At 63.1% G+C, this 18,646-nt stretch carries 12 protein-coding genes; 4 read left to right on the forward strand and 8 right to left on the reverse strand.

The genetic code is table 11. The annotated features are described in order from the left end of the window. Positions 1 to 285: 285 nt before the first annotated feature. The 8 genes from QM712_RS02495 to QM712_RS02530 form a co-directional block, all read right to left on the reverse strand. Positions 286 to 1,950, reverse strand: coding sequence for a methyl-accepting chemotaxis protein (locus QM712_RS02495; protein WP_415021450.1), 1,665 nt, complete (start codon positions 1,948 to 1,950; stop codon positions 286 to 288). Between the two features lie 135 nt (positions 1,951 to 2,085). Further along, the gene (locus tag QM712_RS02500) at positions 2,086 to 4,761 is read right to left on the reverse strand and encodes an EAL domain-containing protein (RefSeq protein ID WP_415021451.1); all 2,676 of its coding nucleotides are present in this window, start codon (positions 4,759 to 4,761) and stop codon (positions 2,086 to 2,088) included. A gap of 300 nt (positions 4,762 to 5,061) precedes the next feature. After that, a complete protein-coding gene (locus tag QM712_RS02505; RefSeq protein ID WP_415021452.1) occupies positions 5,062 to 6,228 on the reverse strand; it encodes a LysR family transcriptional regulator in 1,167 nt (388 codons plus the stop codon). A gap of 166 nt (positions 6,229 to 6,394) precedes the next feature. Further along, positions 6,395 to 7,042: an ABC transporter ATP-binding protein gene (locus tag QM712_RS02510; protein WP_415021453.1), complete on the reverse strand. Its 648-nt coding sequence runs from the start codon at positions 7,040 to 7,042 to the stop codon at positions 6,395 to 6,397. A gap of 3 nt (positions 7,043 to 7,045) precedes the next feature. Then, positions 7,046 to 8,254, reverse strand: a complete 1,209-nt coding sequence (locus QM712_RS02515) for a capsule biosynthesis protein (protein WP_415021454.1) — start codon at positions 8,252 to 8,254, stop codon at positions 7,046 to 7,048. Further along, positions 8,239 to 9,591, reverse strand: a complete 1,353-nt coding sequence (locus QM712_RS02520) for a glycosyltransferase family 4 protein (RefSeq protein ID WP_415021455.1) — start codon at positions 9,589 to 9,591, stop codon at positions 8,239 to 8,241. The genes QM712_RS02515 and QM712_RS02520 overlap by 16 nt, the downstream gene beginning before the upstream one ends. Then, on the reverse strand, positions 9,591 to 11,633 hold the full coding sequence (locus QM712_RS02525; RefSeq protein ID WP_415021456.1) for a capsular polysaccharide biosynthesis protein: 2,043 nt from the start codon (positions 11,631 to 11,633) through the stop codon (positions 9,591 to 9,593). The genes QM712_RS02520 and QM712_RS02525 overlap by 1 nt, the downstream gene beginning before the upstream one ends. Then, positions 11,614 to 12,933, reverse strand: coding sequence for a capsular biosynthesis protein (locus tag QM712_RS02530; RefSeq protein ID WP_415021457.1), 1,320 nt, complete (start codon positions 12,931 to 12,933; stop codon positions 11,614 to 11,616). Before QM712_RS02530 ends, QM712_RS02525 begins: the two co-directional genes overlap by 20 nt. 323 nt (positions 12,934 to 13,256) lie before the next feature. On the opposite strand from QM712_RS02530, the gene QM712_RS02535 reads away from it, so the two are divergent. From QM712_RS02535 to QM712_RS02550, 4 genes are read left to right on the forward strand one after another with little or no spacing between them, the layout of a single operon-like run. Next, complete coding sequence (locus tag QM712_RS02535) at positions 13,257 to 14,447, forward strand: Hint domain-containing protein (protein WP_415021458.1); 1,191 nt, start codon at positions 13,257 to 13,259, stop codon at positions 14,445 to 14,447. A 50-nt stretch (positions 14,448 to 14,497) separates the two neighbouring features. Further along, positions 14,498 to 16,798, forward strand: a complete 2,301-nt coding sequence (locus QM712_RS02540) for a glycosyltransferase family 4 protein (RefSeq protein WP_415021459.1) — start codon at positions 14,498 to 14,500, stop codon at positions 16,796 to 16,798. Beyond that, the gene (locus tag QM712_RS02545; RefSeq protein ID WP_415021460.1) at positions 16,776 to 17,789 is read left to right on the forward strand and encodes a hypothetical protein; all 1,014 of its coding nucleotides are present in this window, start codon (positions 16,776 to 16,778) and stop codon (positions 17,787 to 17,789) included. The genes QM712_RS02540 and QM712_RS02545 overlap by 23 nt, the downstream gene beginning before the upstream one ends. Continuing rightward, positions 17,789 to 18,628 carry a tetratricopeptide repeat protein gene (locus QM712_RS02550; RefSeq protein WP_415021461.1) on the forward strand — a complete coding sequence of 280 codons (840 nt, stop codon included), beginning with the start codon at positions 17,789 to 17,791 and terminating at the stop codon, positions 18,626 to 18,628. Before QM712_RS02545 ends, QM712_RS02550 begins: the two co-directional genes overlap by 1 nt. Positions 18,629 to 18,646 lie beyond the last annotated feature (18 nt).

Below are 18,646 nucleotides of genomic sequence, written 5' to 3' on the forward strand. Positions count from 1 at the left end.
CAACCCCCGTGTCCTGAGTCCTGCCTGGCGTTGTTTCCACGTGCCGGGGAACGAAATAATTTCGGCTGTATGTTCCCCTGCCATCGCTGACCTGTCCGACGGATAAGTTTCGATTGTGATAGGGCCTGCTTATGAACCATCAAAAGTTGCAAAGATTCGATCTTGTCGTCAAAGATTGCGAACAGCCTGCATAACCTCCCAGCGGGCTGAGGGCCCGGAGTTTGAACGTGGATGCCAGCCCCGGCGTGCGCTCCGGGCCCTTCGGGGCTGTCTTCAAATCTCGACTCAGGCAAGCTCACTGGCCGCGCGCTGCATGTTCGACGCCATGTCGTTGGTCACCGCGCTCTGCTCTTCAACGGCTGCAGCCGTGCTCGCCACATACTCGTTGACATGGCTCATCGCACCGCGGATCGCAGCGAGCGCGGAAATGACGTCGGATGACACGCGGTTCAGCGCGTCGATTTCCCCCGTGATCTTCTCGGTCGCCTGCTTCGCCTGATTGGCGAGGCCCTTGACCTCCGAAGCGACCACGGCAAAGCCCTTGCCGGCTTCGCCGGCCCGGGCGGACTCGATCGTCGCATTGAGCGCCAGCAGATTGATCTGCCCCGTGATGCTGCCGATCAGATCAACGATGCCGCTCATGGCCTCGGCCGCCGAACTGAGGCGCTTGGCCTGAACGTCCGCCGCCTCGACTTGCCCGAATGCGTTCGCGGTCGTCTGGCGCGATTTGACCATCGTCTCCGAGATTTCGCGGATCGATGCGTTCATCTCCTCGCTGCCGGCCGCGACCGAATCGATCAGGCCCCGCGCTCTTTCGGCCTTGGCGCGGGCGAGCGCCTGCGCCGACACGTCGGCCGCATATTTCACGACCTTGAACGGCTTTCCGTTCAGATCCATGATCGGATTGTAGGACGCTTGGATCCAGATCTCGCGGCCACCCTTTGCGAGCCGCTTGTATTCGGCCTGCTGATATTCGCCGCGATTGAGCTTCTGCCAGAACTCGGCATAGGCCGGAGAGGCACGCTCGGCCGGTTCGACGAACATGCTGTGATGCCGGCCCTTGATCTCCTGGAGGCTGTATCCCACTGCGCCGAGAAAGTTCTCGTTCGCCCAGCGAATCTTGCCGTCCATCTCGAACTCGATCACGGCCAGCGATTTCTTGATGGCGTCGATCTGTCCACCGGTATCCGCCGCCAGCACTTTCTGCGCGGTGATGTCCGTGGCGAACTTGACGATCTTCAGGACCTTGCCGGTCTCGTCGCGGATCGGATTGTAGGAGGCGAGAATCCAGATCTCCCGGCCGCCCTTTGCCAGCCGCTTGTATTCGGCCGCGAGGTGCTGGCCGCTGTTCAGGGTGGCCCAGAACTCCCTGTACGCAGGGCTCGACGCCATGGCCGGCTCGACGAACATGCGGTGATGCCGGCCGCGTATCTCCTCGATCGGATAGCCCACCACGTCGAGGAAATTCCGGTTGGCGGTGATGATCGTACCGTCGAGATCGAATTCGATCGTCCCCTGCACCCGGTCGATGGCTTCGATCTTGCCGGCGTCCTCGGCGGCCTTCGCCTTCTCGACGGTGATGTCCTGCGCGAACTTGACCACTGCGACGGGACGTCCGTTCCTGTCGAGGATCGGATTGTAGGCAGCCTGAATCCAGATCGGGCTGCCGTCCTTCTTGATCCGCTTGAACTGCCCGGATCGGCAGTCGCCACGATTGAGGCTTGCCCAGAATTGCTTGTAGTCAGGTGCATCCCGGTCTGCGGCCGGCATGAAGATGCTGTGATGCCGTCCTTTGATCTCGTCGAGCGCGTAGCCCATGACGTCGAGGAAGTTGCTGTTGGCCCGAATGATCCGGCCCTCCAGATCGAACTCGATGACCGCATGAGACTTGCTGATGGCTTGCGCCTGCGCCAGCGCGAAATCGCGCTCTGATTGCCGATTGCCCCACATCGAACGCTCCCCAAGATCGAACATCACCGGCGAAAATATCGATTCGCCATTAATGCTTGGGGTGTGCTTCCATCACGCCGGTTTATGGACCATCGATACCCGTGAAGCGGGACTGGCCTGGCGCGTGTCGGCGCGTCACGAGCGTGCTTCCCGCGACGGTGGGCCCTCCAGCATTCGTATCGCCTCGTCGCGGGTCAGGGCCGGGGCGACCAGATATCCCTGGATCTGGTCGCAGTTCAGCTTGCGGAGCTCGCTTCGTTGCTCCTCGGTCTCGACGCCTTCGGCCGTCACCACCATCCGCAATTCGGACGCGATGGCGATTGCGCCTCTGACGATCCCGCGAGACGTATCCTGGCTCGTCAATCCTTCGATGAAGCATTTGTCGATCTTGATCTTGTCGAAGGGAAAGCGGAGCAGGTAGCTCAACGACGAATAGCCGATGCCGAAATCGTCGAGCGCGATCTTGACGCCGATGGCGCGCAGTTCATGCAGGATCTTGAGCGCCAGTTCATCGTCGCCGATCAGGACCGCCTCCGTGATCTCGATTTCGAGGCGGGACGCCGGCAGCCCCGTGGCGTGAAGCGCGGAAACGACCTTGAGCGAGAACACCGGATTGCGCAGCTGAAGCGGCGAGACATTGACTGCAACGGAGATGTCGCCGGGCCAGCTTGCCGCTTCCCGACAAGCCTGACGCAGGACGATGTCCCCGAGCTCGCCGATCAGGCCGGCCTGTTCGGCGATCGGGATGAACGTCGTGGGCGAGACGGACCCGTGCGCCGGATGCCGCCATCGCGCCAAGGCCTCGCACGCGACGATGCGATTGACGCGCAGATCGTAGATCGGCTGGAACAGGGTTTCGATCTCGCCGCTCGCCAGCGCCTTGCGAAGCTCGGTCTCGAGAAGGAGCCGCTCGCGCGCTCGCGCCTCCATGGCGGGGGTGAAGAACTTGTAGGCCTTCTTGCCCTCGGCCTTGGCTGCGTACATTGCGAGATCGGCGCTCTGGATGATGGCGTCGGCCGTTTCTCCGTCTCGCGGCGCCATTGCGATACCGACGCTCGCATCGATCGTCAGGGCGTGACCCAGGCAGTCGTGGTTGAACCGGGTCGCATCGTAGATCCGCTGGATCAGATCCAGCACCCGGCTGTGGCTTTCATCGCAGGCGCATGTCAGCGCGAACTCGTCGCCGCCGAGCCGTGCGACGAATTCGCCGGGCTGGATGCAAGCCTTTAGCCGCGACGCGACAGCCCGCAGAAGCTGATCGCCGACGCGATGGCCAAGCGTGTCGTTGACGGTCTTGAAATCGTCGAGGTCCACGAATAGGACGGCCAGCAAGCCGTCCTTGTCCGACCTGAGCAGCGCCTGCCGGAGATGCTCGAGGAAGGCCGCGCGGTTGGGCAGTCCGGTGAGGACATCATACTGCGCGAGCTTGATCATGAGTTCTTCCGCCCTGCGGCGCTCGGTAATGTCGTCGATGGTAGAAACCCAGCCGCCGCCGTTGAGGGCCTGGCTGACGATCTGGAAGGACCGCCCGTCCGGCAGGCCGAGAACCCGCTGCGTTCGGCTGGTGAGGCGCAACGCCTCCCGGACGCCGTCTCGATAGAGGCTGAGGGCGGCGGCGCGGATGCCTTCGGTTCCGCAATCCCTGACGATGTCCTTGAGCTTGCGTCCGATCAGAAGATGCTCGGGCGAGCCGAACATCTGGGAATATCTCTTGTTTCTGACGATGAGCCGTTCCGATGCGTCGAACAGCAACAGGGCTTGCGGCATGTTGCTGAGTGCGACGTCGAGCCGGCGGGTCTGTTCCTTCAGATGACGAATGACGAAGATGAGCATGAGGCCGGTCACGACGGCGGCGAGGCTGGCGATCAGGAACAGCGTGCGTGTCTCGTCGCGCCAGCTCGCCAATGCGGATGACAATCGCGTCGCCGCGATGACGGTGATCGGGTAGCGGGTCAGCCGGCGCACGGACACGATGTTCTGATTGTCGGCGTGCGGACCGGGAGGCCCGGCGGACGTCTTGCCGGTCGTGACGTCGCTGGGGCCCATGGACGTCTCGAGCAGCTTCTGTTCGCGACCGATGGCGAGTGTCGGATAGCGGGCAATGACCCCGGACGTGTCGCTCACCAGCAGCGTCATTCTTTCGTTGCTCGCGGTCGACGACAGGAAGCGTTCGAGCTCCGAGGGGGGAATGGTCCGGGCGATGACGCCGATGAGCTGGTTGTCCCTGAGAATGCCGCGGGCGATGACGATGCGCTTCTCGCGATGCGTTCTGCTGTCGATGAGCTCGATCTGCGGCGAGGAATCCGCCGTGACATGGCCGTCCTTGAGCAGCTTGAAGTAGTTGCGATCGGAGATGTTGACCGGCGGCGGAGGAAAGTCTTCCGAGGAGACGATGAGATTTCCGTCGCGATCGAACAGGCTGATCCGCGAGGAATTGTCGGGGGAGACGCTCACCTGGTCGCGCAGGAGTCTCTGAAACTGCTCCGTTCTCACGAACGAGACGTAGTCGCTGGACGGCGACACCTGTCGCTCGACAAGAGCCGCAACGAAGTGTTCGGCCGCGCTGATTTCGTCGAAGTGGCGATCGAAGTGCTGAGCCAGCAGCCGCGAGACGTTGTCGAGCTCGGCTTCGTTGCGGTCGATCGCGCGCTGACGGAAATCATTCACGATCAGCGAAGCGCCGATCACGATCGCGGCGATCAGCGCAGCGCCATAGGTGATGACCCACAGCGTCGGATCGGTCAGCGCGATCAGATATCTGCTCTTCAGGCGTGCCCTGGCGGCGCGTTTTATTTCCGTCGTGGAATCCATCATCCAGTCCTTGCCGAAGCGTCCGGCCGTCGGGGCAGGATCCTCTTGGACCGAAAGGATAATTTGCAGCTTCTTGCTTGATCGGTGAACGTTCCGGCGCTGGAATTTGATGGGTCATCAATGGCTTAAATCCGATAGACGCAAATGACATCACCGGTCCGTGCAGGTCCGTCGCCGAGCGTCGATTGGGGGAGTCGCGACCGTCGCTCGCAACCCATGTGCGGAGGATCGGTCACACGGCGCCAACTCGCACTTCCAAAGGAAATGCGGCGGGATTATCAGCCGAGCTTAACCCTGCGCTCAGGAACCGGGCGGCAGGAACTGGCTGTTTGAGAGAACCTCCAGATGCTGCGCGGTTCGCTCGTAATTGGATGCGATGTTCAGGAGACTGTCTCGCCGAGCCGATGTATCCGCCAGTTCGGCGAGTTGGCGCGCTTCGTTGGCCTTGTCACGGTATCGCCTGGCTTCCGTGCCGCTGTCGCTGGCTCGCTCTGCGACGGTGACTTGCCTGAGCTGGGGATCGCGGGACCGCTGTGCCGAGGTGGTCGGGCCGCCGGGCGCAGCTTCGAGGGCAGGCGCAAGGGGAGGGGTCGCCGACTTCGTCGATTGCGCAGGCGCGAACACCCTGGCCAGGCATTTCACGAGCGCGTCGAGCCGTGCATCCGGCGCGTCCGTGTTCTTGTATATTCCGGCATGCATGGTGGGAAGCTTGGGAAGAAAATAGTCCTTGGCGATCTTCATGCCGGCCGGCGTGGTTCGCTCGGCGACGCAGAGATAGCCCAGCTTGAGCTGCAGCGCCTCGATGTGGGCCGCGATCTGATCGCCGACGAACTCCGATGTATAGCTGACCTGGGCGCGTTCGCAGGTTCTCACTGCGATCATGTCGGTCACTGCATCCGTCCAGGTCAGCAAGGGCAATGGCGCGCCGGGGCTGAGCACGAATTCCGGATGGCAAATCCATGCCAGCGGCTCTTGCCACTCGATCGCCGGCGCAACCTCCTCCGTATCGGAGGCGCTGAACGCAACGACGGCGTCGAACAAGCCCGAGCTCACGCGCTTCAGGAGCTGATCGGACCGGTCGCAGACGATCTGGACCGATCGAAAGTTCTCGGCGTCCAGGGCAGCCTTCAAGGGACCGAGGTGCTGTCCGCCGAGAATGGACGGAAGGCCGATGCGAAATCTCTTGTTGCTGCGGCCCGACCATAGGATCTGGTCGTTGAGCGCGAGGATGCGTCGCGCATATCTGCAAACGGCTTCGCCCCTTTCGGTGAGCGATATGCCGGCGCCTTCCTTACGGAAGAGTTCCTCGCCGACCAGGGTCTGCATCCGCTTGATTTGCGCGCTGATGGCGGGCTGCGTGATGTTCAATCGCGCCGCCGCCTTGGTGAAGCTTCCGGTATCCAGCACGCTCACGAATGAGCGCAGGATCTCGATGGGAATGTTGCTTGGCTCGTATCTGCGATGCATTGTCAGTCCCTGGTTGCCGGCACTGCAAAAATTCTTATGTCTGATAATTTTTTATATCAGCATAAAGTCCTGACATTGCTCCACTTTTCTAGCTTTAAAATCTAGGGTGCAAGGTCTTGATTCGTCAACCAGCTGAGGTGGCGTACTTTCGGAGGGTGTCCATGCATCAGAGTGTCGCATAGATGCTGAATGCCTTTCGCTTGTCCTCGAACATGCGGCCCTTTCCGTCCTTGATCACGAGGACGGCGGAACAAAACTGTTGGATCACCTCGAAATTGTGCGAAACGATGATCATCGCATTATCTTTCCGGCGTCCGAACAACTCGTCAAATGACTTCTTTTGGAACCGCTTGTCGCCAACCGAAATGATCTCGTCGACGAGGTAGCAGTCGAAGTCGACCGCAAGCGAGATTCCGAACGCCAGCCGGGCCCGCATACCCGATGAATAAGTCTTGATCGGCATCGCCAGGTAGCGGCCGAGTTCGGAAAATTCCTCGACATAGTTACAGAGTTGACACCATTCCCGGCCGTAAACGCGGGAAACGAAGCGGGCGCAATCATATCCCGTCATCGAGCCGCCAAATCCTCCGGAGAGCCCGAGCGGCCACGACATCGACATTCCGCGCACGACGCTGCCGGACGTCGGCTGTTCGATCCCTGCAAGGATGCGGACCAATGTCGATTTTCCGGCCCCGTTCCTGCCGAGCACCGCGACCTTCTCGCCCTTGGCGATCGAGAAGCTGACACCATCCAGGACGCGCTTGGCGCCGCCCGCGCTTGGATAGACCTTGACGATGTCGGACGCGCGGATCATCGGCTAGAGTTCCTGTTCGGCGTGCTCGTGCAGATAGCGGTCGCAGGCGCGAATGATGAGATAGACCGCCAAGGCAATGATCAGCGTCAGGACGATGGAGTAGATCACTTTCGGGTGAGATGCATGATCCGGCATGTTGGGTTCGACGATGCGCTCGATGTAAAGTTGCTGGCGCTGCGAATCGAGGCGGGCCGTTTCGAGCGAGACCGAGGCGGAATTCACCCTTCGCGCGGCGAGTTCACGCTGCAGCAACAGGCTCTCGTACTGCGAGAGGCTTGCGGCGATCGATGCGTTGCCGCCGACAACGCGGCTGCGCTCGCGTGCGATCTGGTCTTCCAGGGCGGCGATGCTTGCGCGCAGCGCGGGCACCTGCGGACTTGCGGGCGCCTGGCGCTCGATTTCATAGATGCGGGCGCGCTTCTCCACGGCGTCGAGCGACAGCTTCGATATCAGGTCGAGAATCGAGGTCGCCTGCTTGTCCGGGTCGACCATTGCGACGCGATTGCGAAATTCGGCGATCTGTTCCTGCACGTCCGCGAAGCGATGCTCGGCGCCATCGACCTCGGCCTGCGCGGAGCGGATCGCGTCCTGCCGGGCACGATCGTTCAGGCGATTGACGAGCGCCTCGGATTCCTCGAGCAGTGAAAGCGCCAGGGCGCGCGCATCGTCAGGCCGGAAAGCGCGCACCTCAAGGGTGCTGATCCCGCTCGCGCTGTCGGTCTGAACCTTGATGAATCCGAGGTAGTGTCGGAACAGGCCTTCCGCCGTCGCGTCGTGCCAGATCGAGGGGAACCTGGTGAAGATATCGGCTTCTGGCCGCGAGAGCATGTCGCGCAAATGGTGTCGCGCGGCGAGACGCGCCACGGCATCGCGGGACTTCACGAAGTCGGTGACGGCATAGCTGTCGTCCTGGGCGCGAACAAAGCCGGTGCTTTGCAGAAACCCGCTGATCAGGCCGGACGATGCCCGTTGCGGACTGCGGACGAGAAATCGCGTTTCCGAAGTGTACTGGTTGGCGGCAATGCACGTCAGATAGACCACGGCGACCAGCGTCGGAATGGCGACGACGACCACGAAGAGTGCCTGACGCCAGTTCGATCGGTGCGCGGGCGCTGGACGAGCGTCGCTGTCGGCAATGGCAAGGCGCCTCACCGGCAGCGGCTTCGTGACGACGACGCTGGTCCTGACGGCGGAGTCTAGAGCGGCTGACATGATGCGTCTCCGACACCGATCGCTGGCGAGCGTCCCCCGCTGACCAGGCGAGGCTTGTGCTCGACGGTCGGCGCCAATCCCGAACTCGCGAGCAGCCGGTGCAGCGCGTCGAAATGCGCACGCCACGTCCAATGCTTCTGTTCGCAGTGTTCGATGCGCCTTGGAGAGCGCAGATAGGCATCGATGGCCAACATCCAGCCGAGCCCGTCGAGGGCATCCAGCAGCACAGCGCGGCCACGCGAGACCTCGCGGTGCGCGCGGATGTTGGACGCGATCACGGGCGTCCCGATCGCCAGCGCCTCGGCGACCGGCATTCCATATCCTTCGACATGCGACGGGGCGAGCAGTGCCGAAGCACCGCCAATCAGCCGCGCGAGCGCCCGGTCGCTCAATCCGTCGGCCTCGATCACCGAGCCCTGGAATGCGGAGAGATCGTTCAGCAGCGAGAAGACGTGAGAATTGTCCCAGCCACGGCGGCCCGCGATGACGAGACGCGGGGCGGCGGCGCCGTGACGTTCGACGAACTGACGCCAGATATCGAGGAGGAAGGTGTGGTTCTTGCGCGGCTCGATCGTCCCGACGCAAACGAAATAGGGCCGTCTCGTTCGAACCCGCGCGCGTGGGTCGAATGTGAGGAACGTCGGCTCGATCCCCGGCGGAAGGACCGCCGTCAGCGGTTGCGCGAGCCCCTCGGCGCCTGCCAGTTCGTCGAGGGTCCGCGCCGTCGTCTGCGAATTGCAGAGGATCAGCTGATGCAGGCGCAGGATCGTCTGGACGCGCTTTCTGTGACGATCGGATTCGCCGGCGCGGCTGAACTCCGGCCGGAGCAGCGGAATCAGATCGTGCAGGTAGAAAAGGGGCAGGCAGGCGCGCCGCGGCAACCAGCCATAGCTCGACGGACGGTGAATCTGGGAATGCGAGACGTGGATGAATAACGACGATGGAGGAACGGTCGATGGAGACCACACAAGGGCGATAGCGGCGTTCAGGGCTCTCGTTACCGCCAGCGTGGCCGATCCGGATCCGCGGTTGCCGATGTGGATGTCCGCCATCGACACCGGCTCGTCGATCCGACGGGCGAGCCGTTCAAGCGTCGTGGCTTGATCATCGAGGCCGGAACTCGATCGCCATTTGTCGCTGGTCGCGGTGATGAGCGCGCGCGCCGCTGCGGGCGGGATACCCCGATGGCCGAATGCGCCGCTCGCGACGAAATGAAGATCCTTGCCGAACCGTTCGATCGCCCATTTGGCGTAGTTCAACTCGAAGCGGTCGATGCCGGTCGGCGTGTCGAACCCGGCACGCGAAACGAGCCTCGATATGTCGAACACCGCGGGCATCAACCGTCCTCGTGATACTGTCCGGCGGTACGGAGGGGTTGCCCGTCCCTGTCGGAAATGATGTCACGAATGACGTCTTCCGGCTCGCAGGGAAGTCGCGATCGCCAGCATCGGTAGGATGGATAGAGAATCAGCGCACCGGCGACGAGCTCGTCGAGTGACAGCTTTCGCCGCCGTCGATGGATCTGCGTGCTGTCGTTGGTCAGGCCCCAGCCGCTATAGAACGGTGCGCCATAACAGTAGGTCTTGACGTTGCGCAGCAGCGCCTCGAACCCGATCTGCGAGGTCGAACTGTGGCATTCGTCGATGCCGCGCCAGCCGATATCGACCTTCCTGTCGAGGACGTAGTCCGCATGCCCCCAGAAGTCGAGACTGGAATATTCGCTTCGCCGCGCTCCGCTCAGGATATCCGGGTGCCGCTTGAAGACGATGAAATGGCGCGGCCGGGTCTTCCTCACCCAGCACAGGAGATCGAGGCTGTTTCCGTGCACCGGCATGCCGAACTGCAGCGAGGCGTCGTCCGGAACCTGCTCGGCGACAAGGGCGATCGGCCGGTCGGTCTTCAGGCAGCTTGCGTCGAAGGGCTGCTTCGAGATGTTGTACTTCGATATCCGGGAATCGATGATGGAGGCTCGGAGGTGCCTGGCGCGCTGCAGCAGGGCATCGTCGAAGACAGTCTCGTTGAGGATGTTCTCCAGGAGGCTTGGCCGCGTGGCGTCGTAGTAGATGCCGACCGGATCGATGCAGAGCGATCGCGCCCTGGCGAACTCGGCGCCGAGGCCGGCCGACCTGATGAACCCGTCTTCGACTGTGAAGTGAGGCTGACCGTGCGGCACTTCGGTCGCGCGGCCCCAGACGACCAGCCGAGGCTTCGTGCTCGAGGACCTGCGGCTGACCGGAAGCGCCGTCTTGAACGACACGTCGGCTGCGGGCATCTCCATGAACAGGCGCGCCGTCTTGCGCTTGTGCCGCGAAAACCCGATGCAGATGTGGCTGCCGACGAACCGGTGGGCCTCGCGTTTCCAGGCCGACAGGCGGTCGAGGGCCCGGTCGAGACCGACGCGCTTGTTCTCGACGGGATCGAAATAGATGGGATACCGCACCAGGGCGGCCGCGACGAGTTCGTCGAGTGTCGCTGTTCTCGGGGCGCGCCGCGCGCGGGCGGTCGACGAGGCGGGGTCATCCGCGCAGTCTTGCGTGAGGCCCCAGCCGGCATAGAACGGCATTCCGTAGGTCATGACGCGCTTGCCGCGCAAGAGAGCTTCGAAGCCGAACTGGCTGGACACGGTCCAAACCTCGTCCACCTCCGCGAGGACCTTGTCGATGGCGCCGCGGCCGTCGAGGACGAAGCGGTTCGATGCCTCCGAAATCCGCCGCAGGATACCCGTCGCGAAGCCCGCGATGACATCGGGATGGTCGCGCAGGAGGATCTCCGCGTCCTGATCGAGTGCGTCGGCCCACATGCGCCGGAACGCCGCGGGACCGTAATGGGCAATCGATGCGTCGTTGGCAACCTGATCGACGAGAAGAATGCGCCGCGATTTTCCCGATCTGGGCAGCTCGAGGCGATCGTCTTCCTTCAGATTGTACTTCGTCAGCCGCCCCTCGATGAGCCGGGTTCGAACCTGACGCGCATAGTCGATGTCGGCATCGGTCGATCCATCCAGGATCAATCGCTCCAGCCGGCTTTGAAGACCGGGATCATGATGCAGCCCGAGATCGTCGACGACGATCGACACGGCATCGTGTCCGGCCTTGCCGAGGCCGACGGATCGCACGAAACCATCCTCGAGTGACCAGTAGCGCAGCTTGCGCATGCGGGCGTAGCGGCGTGCGAGGTCGGCCTGCATCCGTCCACCCCAACCGACGACACCGTCGGGAGCCGCAATCGACAGTTCGAGGGGGACGACATCCGACGCCTCGAGTGCCCCGCGCAACATTGGAAACCGGCGCTTGACGAGCGCTGCCGCTGCGAGCCGAGCGCCAGCGGATGGCGCCCATTCCGGAATGATGGGAGGAACGCTATCCCGCCAGGCTGTCATGCCAGGTCTCCCCCATTCTGGGGCTGCGGATCCTGCAGACCGAAAGCAATTTCTTGAGGCAAGCTGACACGAACTCCTGGTGAATCCTGTGCGCGACCGCATCGGCAGTCGCCAGTCGTTCCGCCGGCAGATAGAAGTTGCCGCCGATCAGGCTCTCCTCGAACATCTGTGCGAAGAACGATTTGACCTCCATGGCATCGGCCACGTCGCCATCGCGCCAGAACGCATCCAGCTTGCTCGAACTGCGAGGCGGGAGGGTGTTCAGCGCTGCCGTGCAGTAGACAGCGTTGCCGAGCGCAAGAAGCGGCTTGCCTTGTTCAAGCGCGATCAGCCCCGACGTGCTGTTGACGGTGATCACACCGTTCGAATGGCGGATCATCGGGCCGATCGGTCGATCGTCCGCGACCTTGACCCGTGCCGCGCAGCCGTGCTGCCGCGCCGCCTTGGCGATGAGCCTCCGGTAGGGCAGGTGACCGCGGTCGAGTGGATGGACCTTGAACAGCAACCGCGAGCCGGGCGGCGCGTTCTGAGCGAAGGACCGTGCGGCCTCGTCGATCAGGCGCTCCATGGTCCAGCCATTGCCGTTCCGTACCAGGTTGAGGTCGTCGTGCACCTGAAGGGCGACCACGTAATAGTCGCGGAGTTGCTGCGCCAGGATGCTGCGAAGGATCGAATGGTTGGCGTGGTAGTAGACGGCCTTGCGGACCAGCGACGTTGCCCACCGCGCGCACTCGCGAAGGATCGGGCGATGCCTGTGCCGGACGTTGCCGTGGAACGGCGCTCCGAATGTAATCCGGGCAATGGCATCGAGGATGGCGTAGCGTGCCATGGCGCCTATGGGATTCTTAACCGGACGGGCTTCCGCCACCGGATGACGCCGGTTCTGCGCGCCGACCTCTCTCAGGGGCGAGCGAGCGTTGTTCCCGGAGCGCTCGCACGTGACGTAGTTCGGCCGGACATATCCTTCTTCGAGGCACCAGACGGTGATCTGCTGCAGCGCGGCGATCTGCACCGCTTCGACATGATACGGGCGGCTGTCGCCGAACAGAACGATCGCCGCCGGCGTATCCTCGGCGACCAATGCATTCAGCCATTCCGTCCATTGGACCGGCGAACCGCGAAAGTTCACGATCCCGTCCTGGCGCGCGTAGAACTGGTCACCGCCGTTGAAATTGACCTTGAGGACGCGAAAGCCGCGATCGGCAAGGCTCTGATGAAGCTCACGGAAGTACGGTCCGACCGGACCCTGCAAAAGCAGGATCAGGGGACGTTGCGCTTGCGTCGACTGACTCGAATTCAACGGAATCATATCGCGTAAAGGAACAGGAGTGGGAGCCGCTCAAGCTCCCATGTCTGCATGCGGTCCGTTAACGAGGCGGCGGTCCTGTCCATGACGGTTTTTCATGGAACAGAAATATCGCAGTTCGGTCGCTTGTTATCGCCCCATAAAAAATCGTCGCGCATTCCGATCTCCTATGAGCGCCCGGCATTTGCCGTTAACGCGCATCCTCGGAAGCTCGGTTTGCCGTCGAAGCAGGGGCGGCGTGATTCGATCTTGCCGGGTTCCAGCCCAGGCATGCGATTTAGTGCAGTCGCATTTGTTGCAAATTAGAAGGATGCGTCATGACTCTCGCCGTCGATCTTGGAACGCAATCTCCCTACACAATCAATTCTTCCAACGCGCCATCGGACAACGATGTCACCCTTTCGCTGGCAGCGAACGGGACCCTGATCGTCGATGGCGTCAACGTCACGATCACGAGCCTTGCAGGCGGGAACATCGCCTCCAACACGACGCTTGAGGCGATCAACGGCGCCCACGTGACCGTCTCCAGCAACGTTGCCGGCATCAATGCTGCATCGCAGCTGACCTACGACATTGGGGCCAACTCCGCGATCAACGTTCAGGCCGGTCTGGCCAATGTCGGCCTGCTCAACAACACCACGATCAATTTCGAGAACACGGGCGGCACCGGTCAGTTCACTCTCACGCCGGCCGCGATCAATCTCAGCCTGACGACGTTCCCCGTGGTGACCGGCCTGTCCAACGGCGACAAGATCACCGTCGCCGGTGCGACCTCGGCCTCCCTGAGCGGCAACACGCTGACGTTCCACTATCCTGGTCTTTTGGGTCTCGATACCACCGCGAGCTTCACGCTCCAGGGCATCCCCGCCGGCTCCACGATCACCTTCGACACCACGACGGATACCGCGGTGTTTGCCTGCTTCCTCCGCGGCACCCGCATCGCGACGCCGTATGGCGAGGTCGCGGTCGAAGATCTGCGTCCCGGCGACATGGTTCTCACCCTGAACCGCGGCCGCGCTCCGATCCGCTGGATCGGCAGGCGCGTGCTCGATCCGCTGATGATCGACCGCCCACGGGACGCATGGCCGATCAGGATTCAGCAGGGCGCGCTTTCGGACAACGTCCCGCATCGCGATCTTCTCGTCTCGCCAGACCATTGTCTCTTCGTTCAGGACGTCCTCATTCCCGCGAAGCTTCTCGTCAACGGAACCACGATCGTGCAGGAGGAGCTCGAAGATCCGTTCGAGTATTTCCACATCGAGCTGGATTCGCACGACGTCGTCCTGGCCGAAGGCATGCTGGCCGAGACCTATCTTGATCTCGGCAACAGGCACATGTTCCTCGGGCCCGGCGTTGCCCAGGTGCTGCCGGTCCAGCCCGCGAACGTGAGCGCCGAACATTGCCACCCGCCGCATTACAGTGGGCCCATCTACGACCGTGTCTGCCGGCAGTTCGAAAAGCGCGCCGTGACACTCGGGCTCGCCAGGGAAGTGCGGTTGGCAAGCTGATCCGGCGTCGCGACCTCTACTCAAGTCCTCAACCAAACCGCTTGCGCAACATGGCCGAAGACGCTCCGACGTCGCCATACCCGATCGATCTCGAAATGGCGGCGGGCACCCGAAAGATCGACGGTGCCCGTCCGTCCGTTTATTTCGACGGCGTATTCAAGGGCGACTACAGTCTCGCGGTCGTGAACCGGTATCTGGCGCGTGCCCTGGTCAAGCTGGGGGTCGATCTGTCCTGCTTCACCGGCGAAGCGGATTGGCAGACCGATCCTCTGCTCAATACGATGCCGGACGTGATGGAGCGCATGCGGAGCGCGCCTCCGGCCGAAGAGCGATTTGACGTCCATCTGCGCAATACCTGGCCGGCGGCGACCAGCGGCATGATCGGACGCGTCAACGCCTATGTGTGCTTTGCCTGGGAGGAGACCGAATTCCCGGCCAAGCTGGTCGACCGCTTCAACCGCGATCTCGACCTCGTCATGGTCGCGTCGGCCTTCGTCAAGCGCGCGCTGGTGGAGTCCGGTGTCACCATTCCGATCGAGGTGGTCGGGGAGGGCGCGGATCACGTGCTGGACGCCGGCTTGTCGCCGCCCCCCATCAAGCTGGGGCGAAGCCGCCTGTTGCACGTGTCGTCAGGATTCGCGCGAAAGGGCGTCGATTGCCTGATCCGCGCCTATCATGGTGCCTTCACGGCGAACGACAATGTCGAGCTTGTGATCAAGACGTTCGCCAATCCCGACAATCTGATTCCGAGACTGGTCGCCGAGCTCGATAGCGAGGAGAAGCTCGCGCCGATCCGCGTCATCGAGGCATCCTACTCCCATGCGCAACTGCTTCGTCTGTACCAGACGGCCCATGCGCTGGTGGCGCCCAGCAGGGGCGAAGGCTTCGGGCTGCCGCTGGCGGAAGCCATGGCGCTGGAAGTTCCCGTCGTCACGACCGACTATAGCGGCCAGGTCGATTTCTGCCGGCCTGATACCGCCTGGCTCGTCGACTACACGCTGTCGGTCTCCAAGGCGCACGTCTCCGGGACGTTCGGGCTTTGGGCAGAGCCCGACGTCGAGGATCTCGGCCGTCAGATGAAGGCGGTTCTGCGCGAACCCGACGAAGCGCTGCGGCGGGCAAGACGCGCCCGCACCTTCGTTCAGGCGCATCTCACCTGGGCGAAGACGGCCAGGCGGACGCTGTTCGCGGTCGCCAAGCATCGGCCGGGATCTGCGCCGTCGGTATCGCTGCCGAAAGGCGCTCCTCCGAAGATCGACGTCGTGACGTCCTGGGGCAGGAATTGCGGCATCGCGACCTACGCGGCGCACCTGTATCAGGGGACGGTCCTGACCGACCATCTGTCCGAGATCCTCGCCCAGACCCACGGCGAGGCGACCGGCTCTTCCGACGATCCGCGCGTCTCGCGGATCTGGGGCAACAATTATCAGGCGATGATGACGCTGGCCGCGCGCCTCGAGCGAGGCGCCGCGGATGTGCTCTGGATGCAGCACCACCCGGGCCATTTCTCGACGGGCGACATGCACGCGCTCACGCATGCCATCGCGAAGTCGGGCTATCGCACCCGTCTCATCACGCTGCACAGTGTCGCCGAGGCCGGGAAAGGCGGATCGCTGGATTGGTGCAAGGCGTTCGAGACAGCCTTCGTGCATTCCGCGAGCGACGCGGAGGCGCTGTCGAGGGCCGGCCATCCGAATCCCGTCGTCGTTCCGCACGGCTGCCTGCCGGCCTCGTCCGCGCCCGAGCGGGCGATCAGGAAGACGCATTTCGACATCGGCTCGTTCGGTTTCCTGACGGCGCACAAGAATGTCGACATGCTGGTTCGGGCATTCGCGATGGCCCGTCACTTCACGCCGAACCTGAGACTGCATCTTTTCAACTGCGCCATCCAGGATGACCGCTCGCGCGCGATCCAGGCGATCGTGGAGAATCTGATCCGCCATTTCGGCCTCTCCGCCGTCGTGCGCCGCCATTACGAGTTCATCCCCGAGCAGCGCCTGCTGTCGGAGCTGTCGCGGTGCGATCTCTTCGTCTTTCCATACGGCCAGACCACGGAGACGGCGACCGGAGCGGCGCGGATAGCGTTGAGCGCCAACAAGCCGATCCTGTGCTCGCAGTCCGGCGTTCTGCGCGATCTGCATCCGGTCAGCCACGTTCTTCGGGAGCTGAGCGTCGACTGCCTCGCGGAAGCGCTGATCAGCCTCTCGCAGAGCAGCGACCTCCTTTCCCTTTACGACGACCAGCGCGCGGACTTCCTGCGGCAGCGATCCTACGAACGTGCGGCGACGCGGTATCTCGGACACATCATGCGATCCATAGGCGGGGGCCGTGACTATCGCAACGCAGCTTAAGCAACTCGAAGAGGCCTTTGCCGTCCCGGACGAAGCGTCCATCGGGCTGGGGCTCAGCACCGAGGACAACGATACGCTGAAGAAGGTGTTTTCCTTCGCACCAGCGGCCTTCATCGATGCCTGGGCGCGCGCGCTCGCGCTCTCGGAGGACGAACTCACCGTGGCGGACCGCGAACTGTTCGCCCGGGCGATCAAGGGCGGAACCGACCGGCTCAGGATCGTCAACGCGCTCTATTCGCGCAAATGGGCGCGTCCGCTGCCTCTGGCGGGCGGCACGGCGCATGACATCTGCGGTGCCCAGGACCAGATGGTCCTGATCGAGAACCTCGAGCATTTCGCGCCCGACGACCACGCGGCCTTCCTGAGATATGCGTTCAGGCAGATCTGCGCGCGCGATCCGGCGCCCACCGAGCTGCTGGCGTTCGACTTCGATCTGCGCCGCCGCGTGCTCGAGCGGCGGTCCGCCATCAAGAAGATCGTGCGCATCGCCAATCAGGAAGGACGACCGGCGCTCTGGGACTCGCTCAATCTCGAAGAGGACAAGAGCGATCCGGCCTGCGCGCGGACCCTGCCGACCGGCTTCGCCTATGATGAGAACGGGCGTGAAGCGCTCATTTTCGTCCGCGCAATGTCCGAAGGCGGCTGGATGGTCGCCCCGGACATCCTGCGGCAGGCGCCCAGGATGGAACAGCGCGGCTGGGTGCTCAGCGACGGCTGGGTCCTGACCGGTCCCAAGCGCAGCCTGCGTCCCGGAACCTGGCGCATCGATCTGGACATCCTGCAGCAGGACCAGATTCTTCACGTCGATGTGGTCGCGAATTCCGGCCTCGACGTGCTGCAGGAGCTGTCGATCTGCGGCCCCTTCGCCGGCAGTTTCTGCATCGACCTTGCGAGCCACCATCGCTTCGTCGAGCTCAGGCTGCTGGCGCGGGAGACGGCCAAGCCGGTCTGGATCGACCCGCGCAACATATCGATGCATCGGGTGTCGTGATGGCGCTTGCGGCTTACATCGACGATGCCCTGCATTCGCTGTTCGACGGCGGTGTTCGCGGACGAACGTCGCACGAACTGGTCAAGGGCGCGGACAAGGCCAGGGACCGGAAGGACTGGGCGCGGGCCGCGAAGGGATATGCCGAAGCGATCTCCTCGGGCAAGGTGAACCCCGGCGTCCGGGTCCAGCTCGGCCATGCCCTCAAGGAGATGGGCGACTTCGAGGGAGCCGAGGCGGCGTATCGCGAGTTTCTCGCCGATCATCCAGATGATGCCGACATCCATCTTCAACTCGGCCATCTCTTCAATCGCAAGGGCGATCTCCGCACCGCCGCGACGTTCTACGAGCGAGCGTGCGCGCTCTCTCCGGGCGATACGGACATCGCCCATCATGCCGCGAATGCGCGGCGCAACGCGGGCCGCACCGAGGTTTTGCGCCGGCGGGAAGCGGCGATGGCCTGCGTCGCCGAGCGGAAATGGGAGGAGGCGCGCCAACTGCTCCGCTCGCTCGTTGCCCTCGACGGTGAAAAGGACCTCATCGGCGTTCTCGCCAACGTGACGAAAGAGACCGGGCGCCTTGACGAGGCGGAAGCCCTCTATGGCGGCTATCTGCGCTACGCGACGAACCGGAGCCAGCTGGACCTGATGGCCGACTGCCACATGCAGCTTGGCCATCTCAACAAGATCAAGGGTGATCTGGGCGCCGCGCTGGTGAATTTCCTGAACGCGAGAAAAGCCAGGCGAGCGAGTGGCGACGACGATCTGGAGACATCGGAAGTGCAGCGGGAGATTCTGGCGTGCCTGCGCGAGATCTATCCCTGCTTCGTGTTTCAGGGCTGACACTCAATACGAGGGACG

The sequence above is a fragment of the Bradyrhizobium sp. genome (assembly GCF_047605465.1).
In the GTDB taxonomy this organism is placed as follows: domain Bacteria; phylum Pseudomonadota; class Alphaproteobacteria; order Rhizobiales; family Xanthobacteraceae; genus Bradyrhizobium.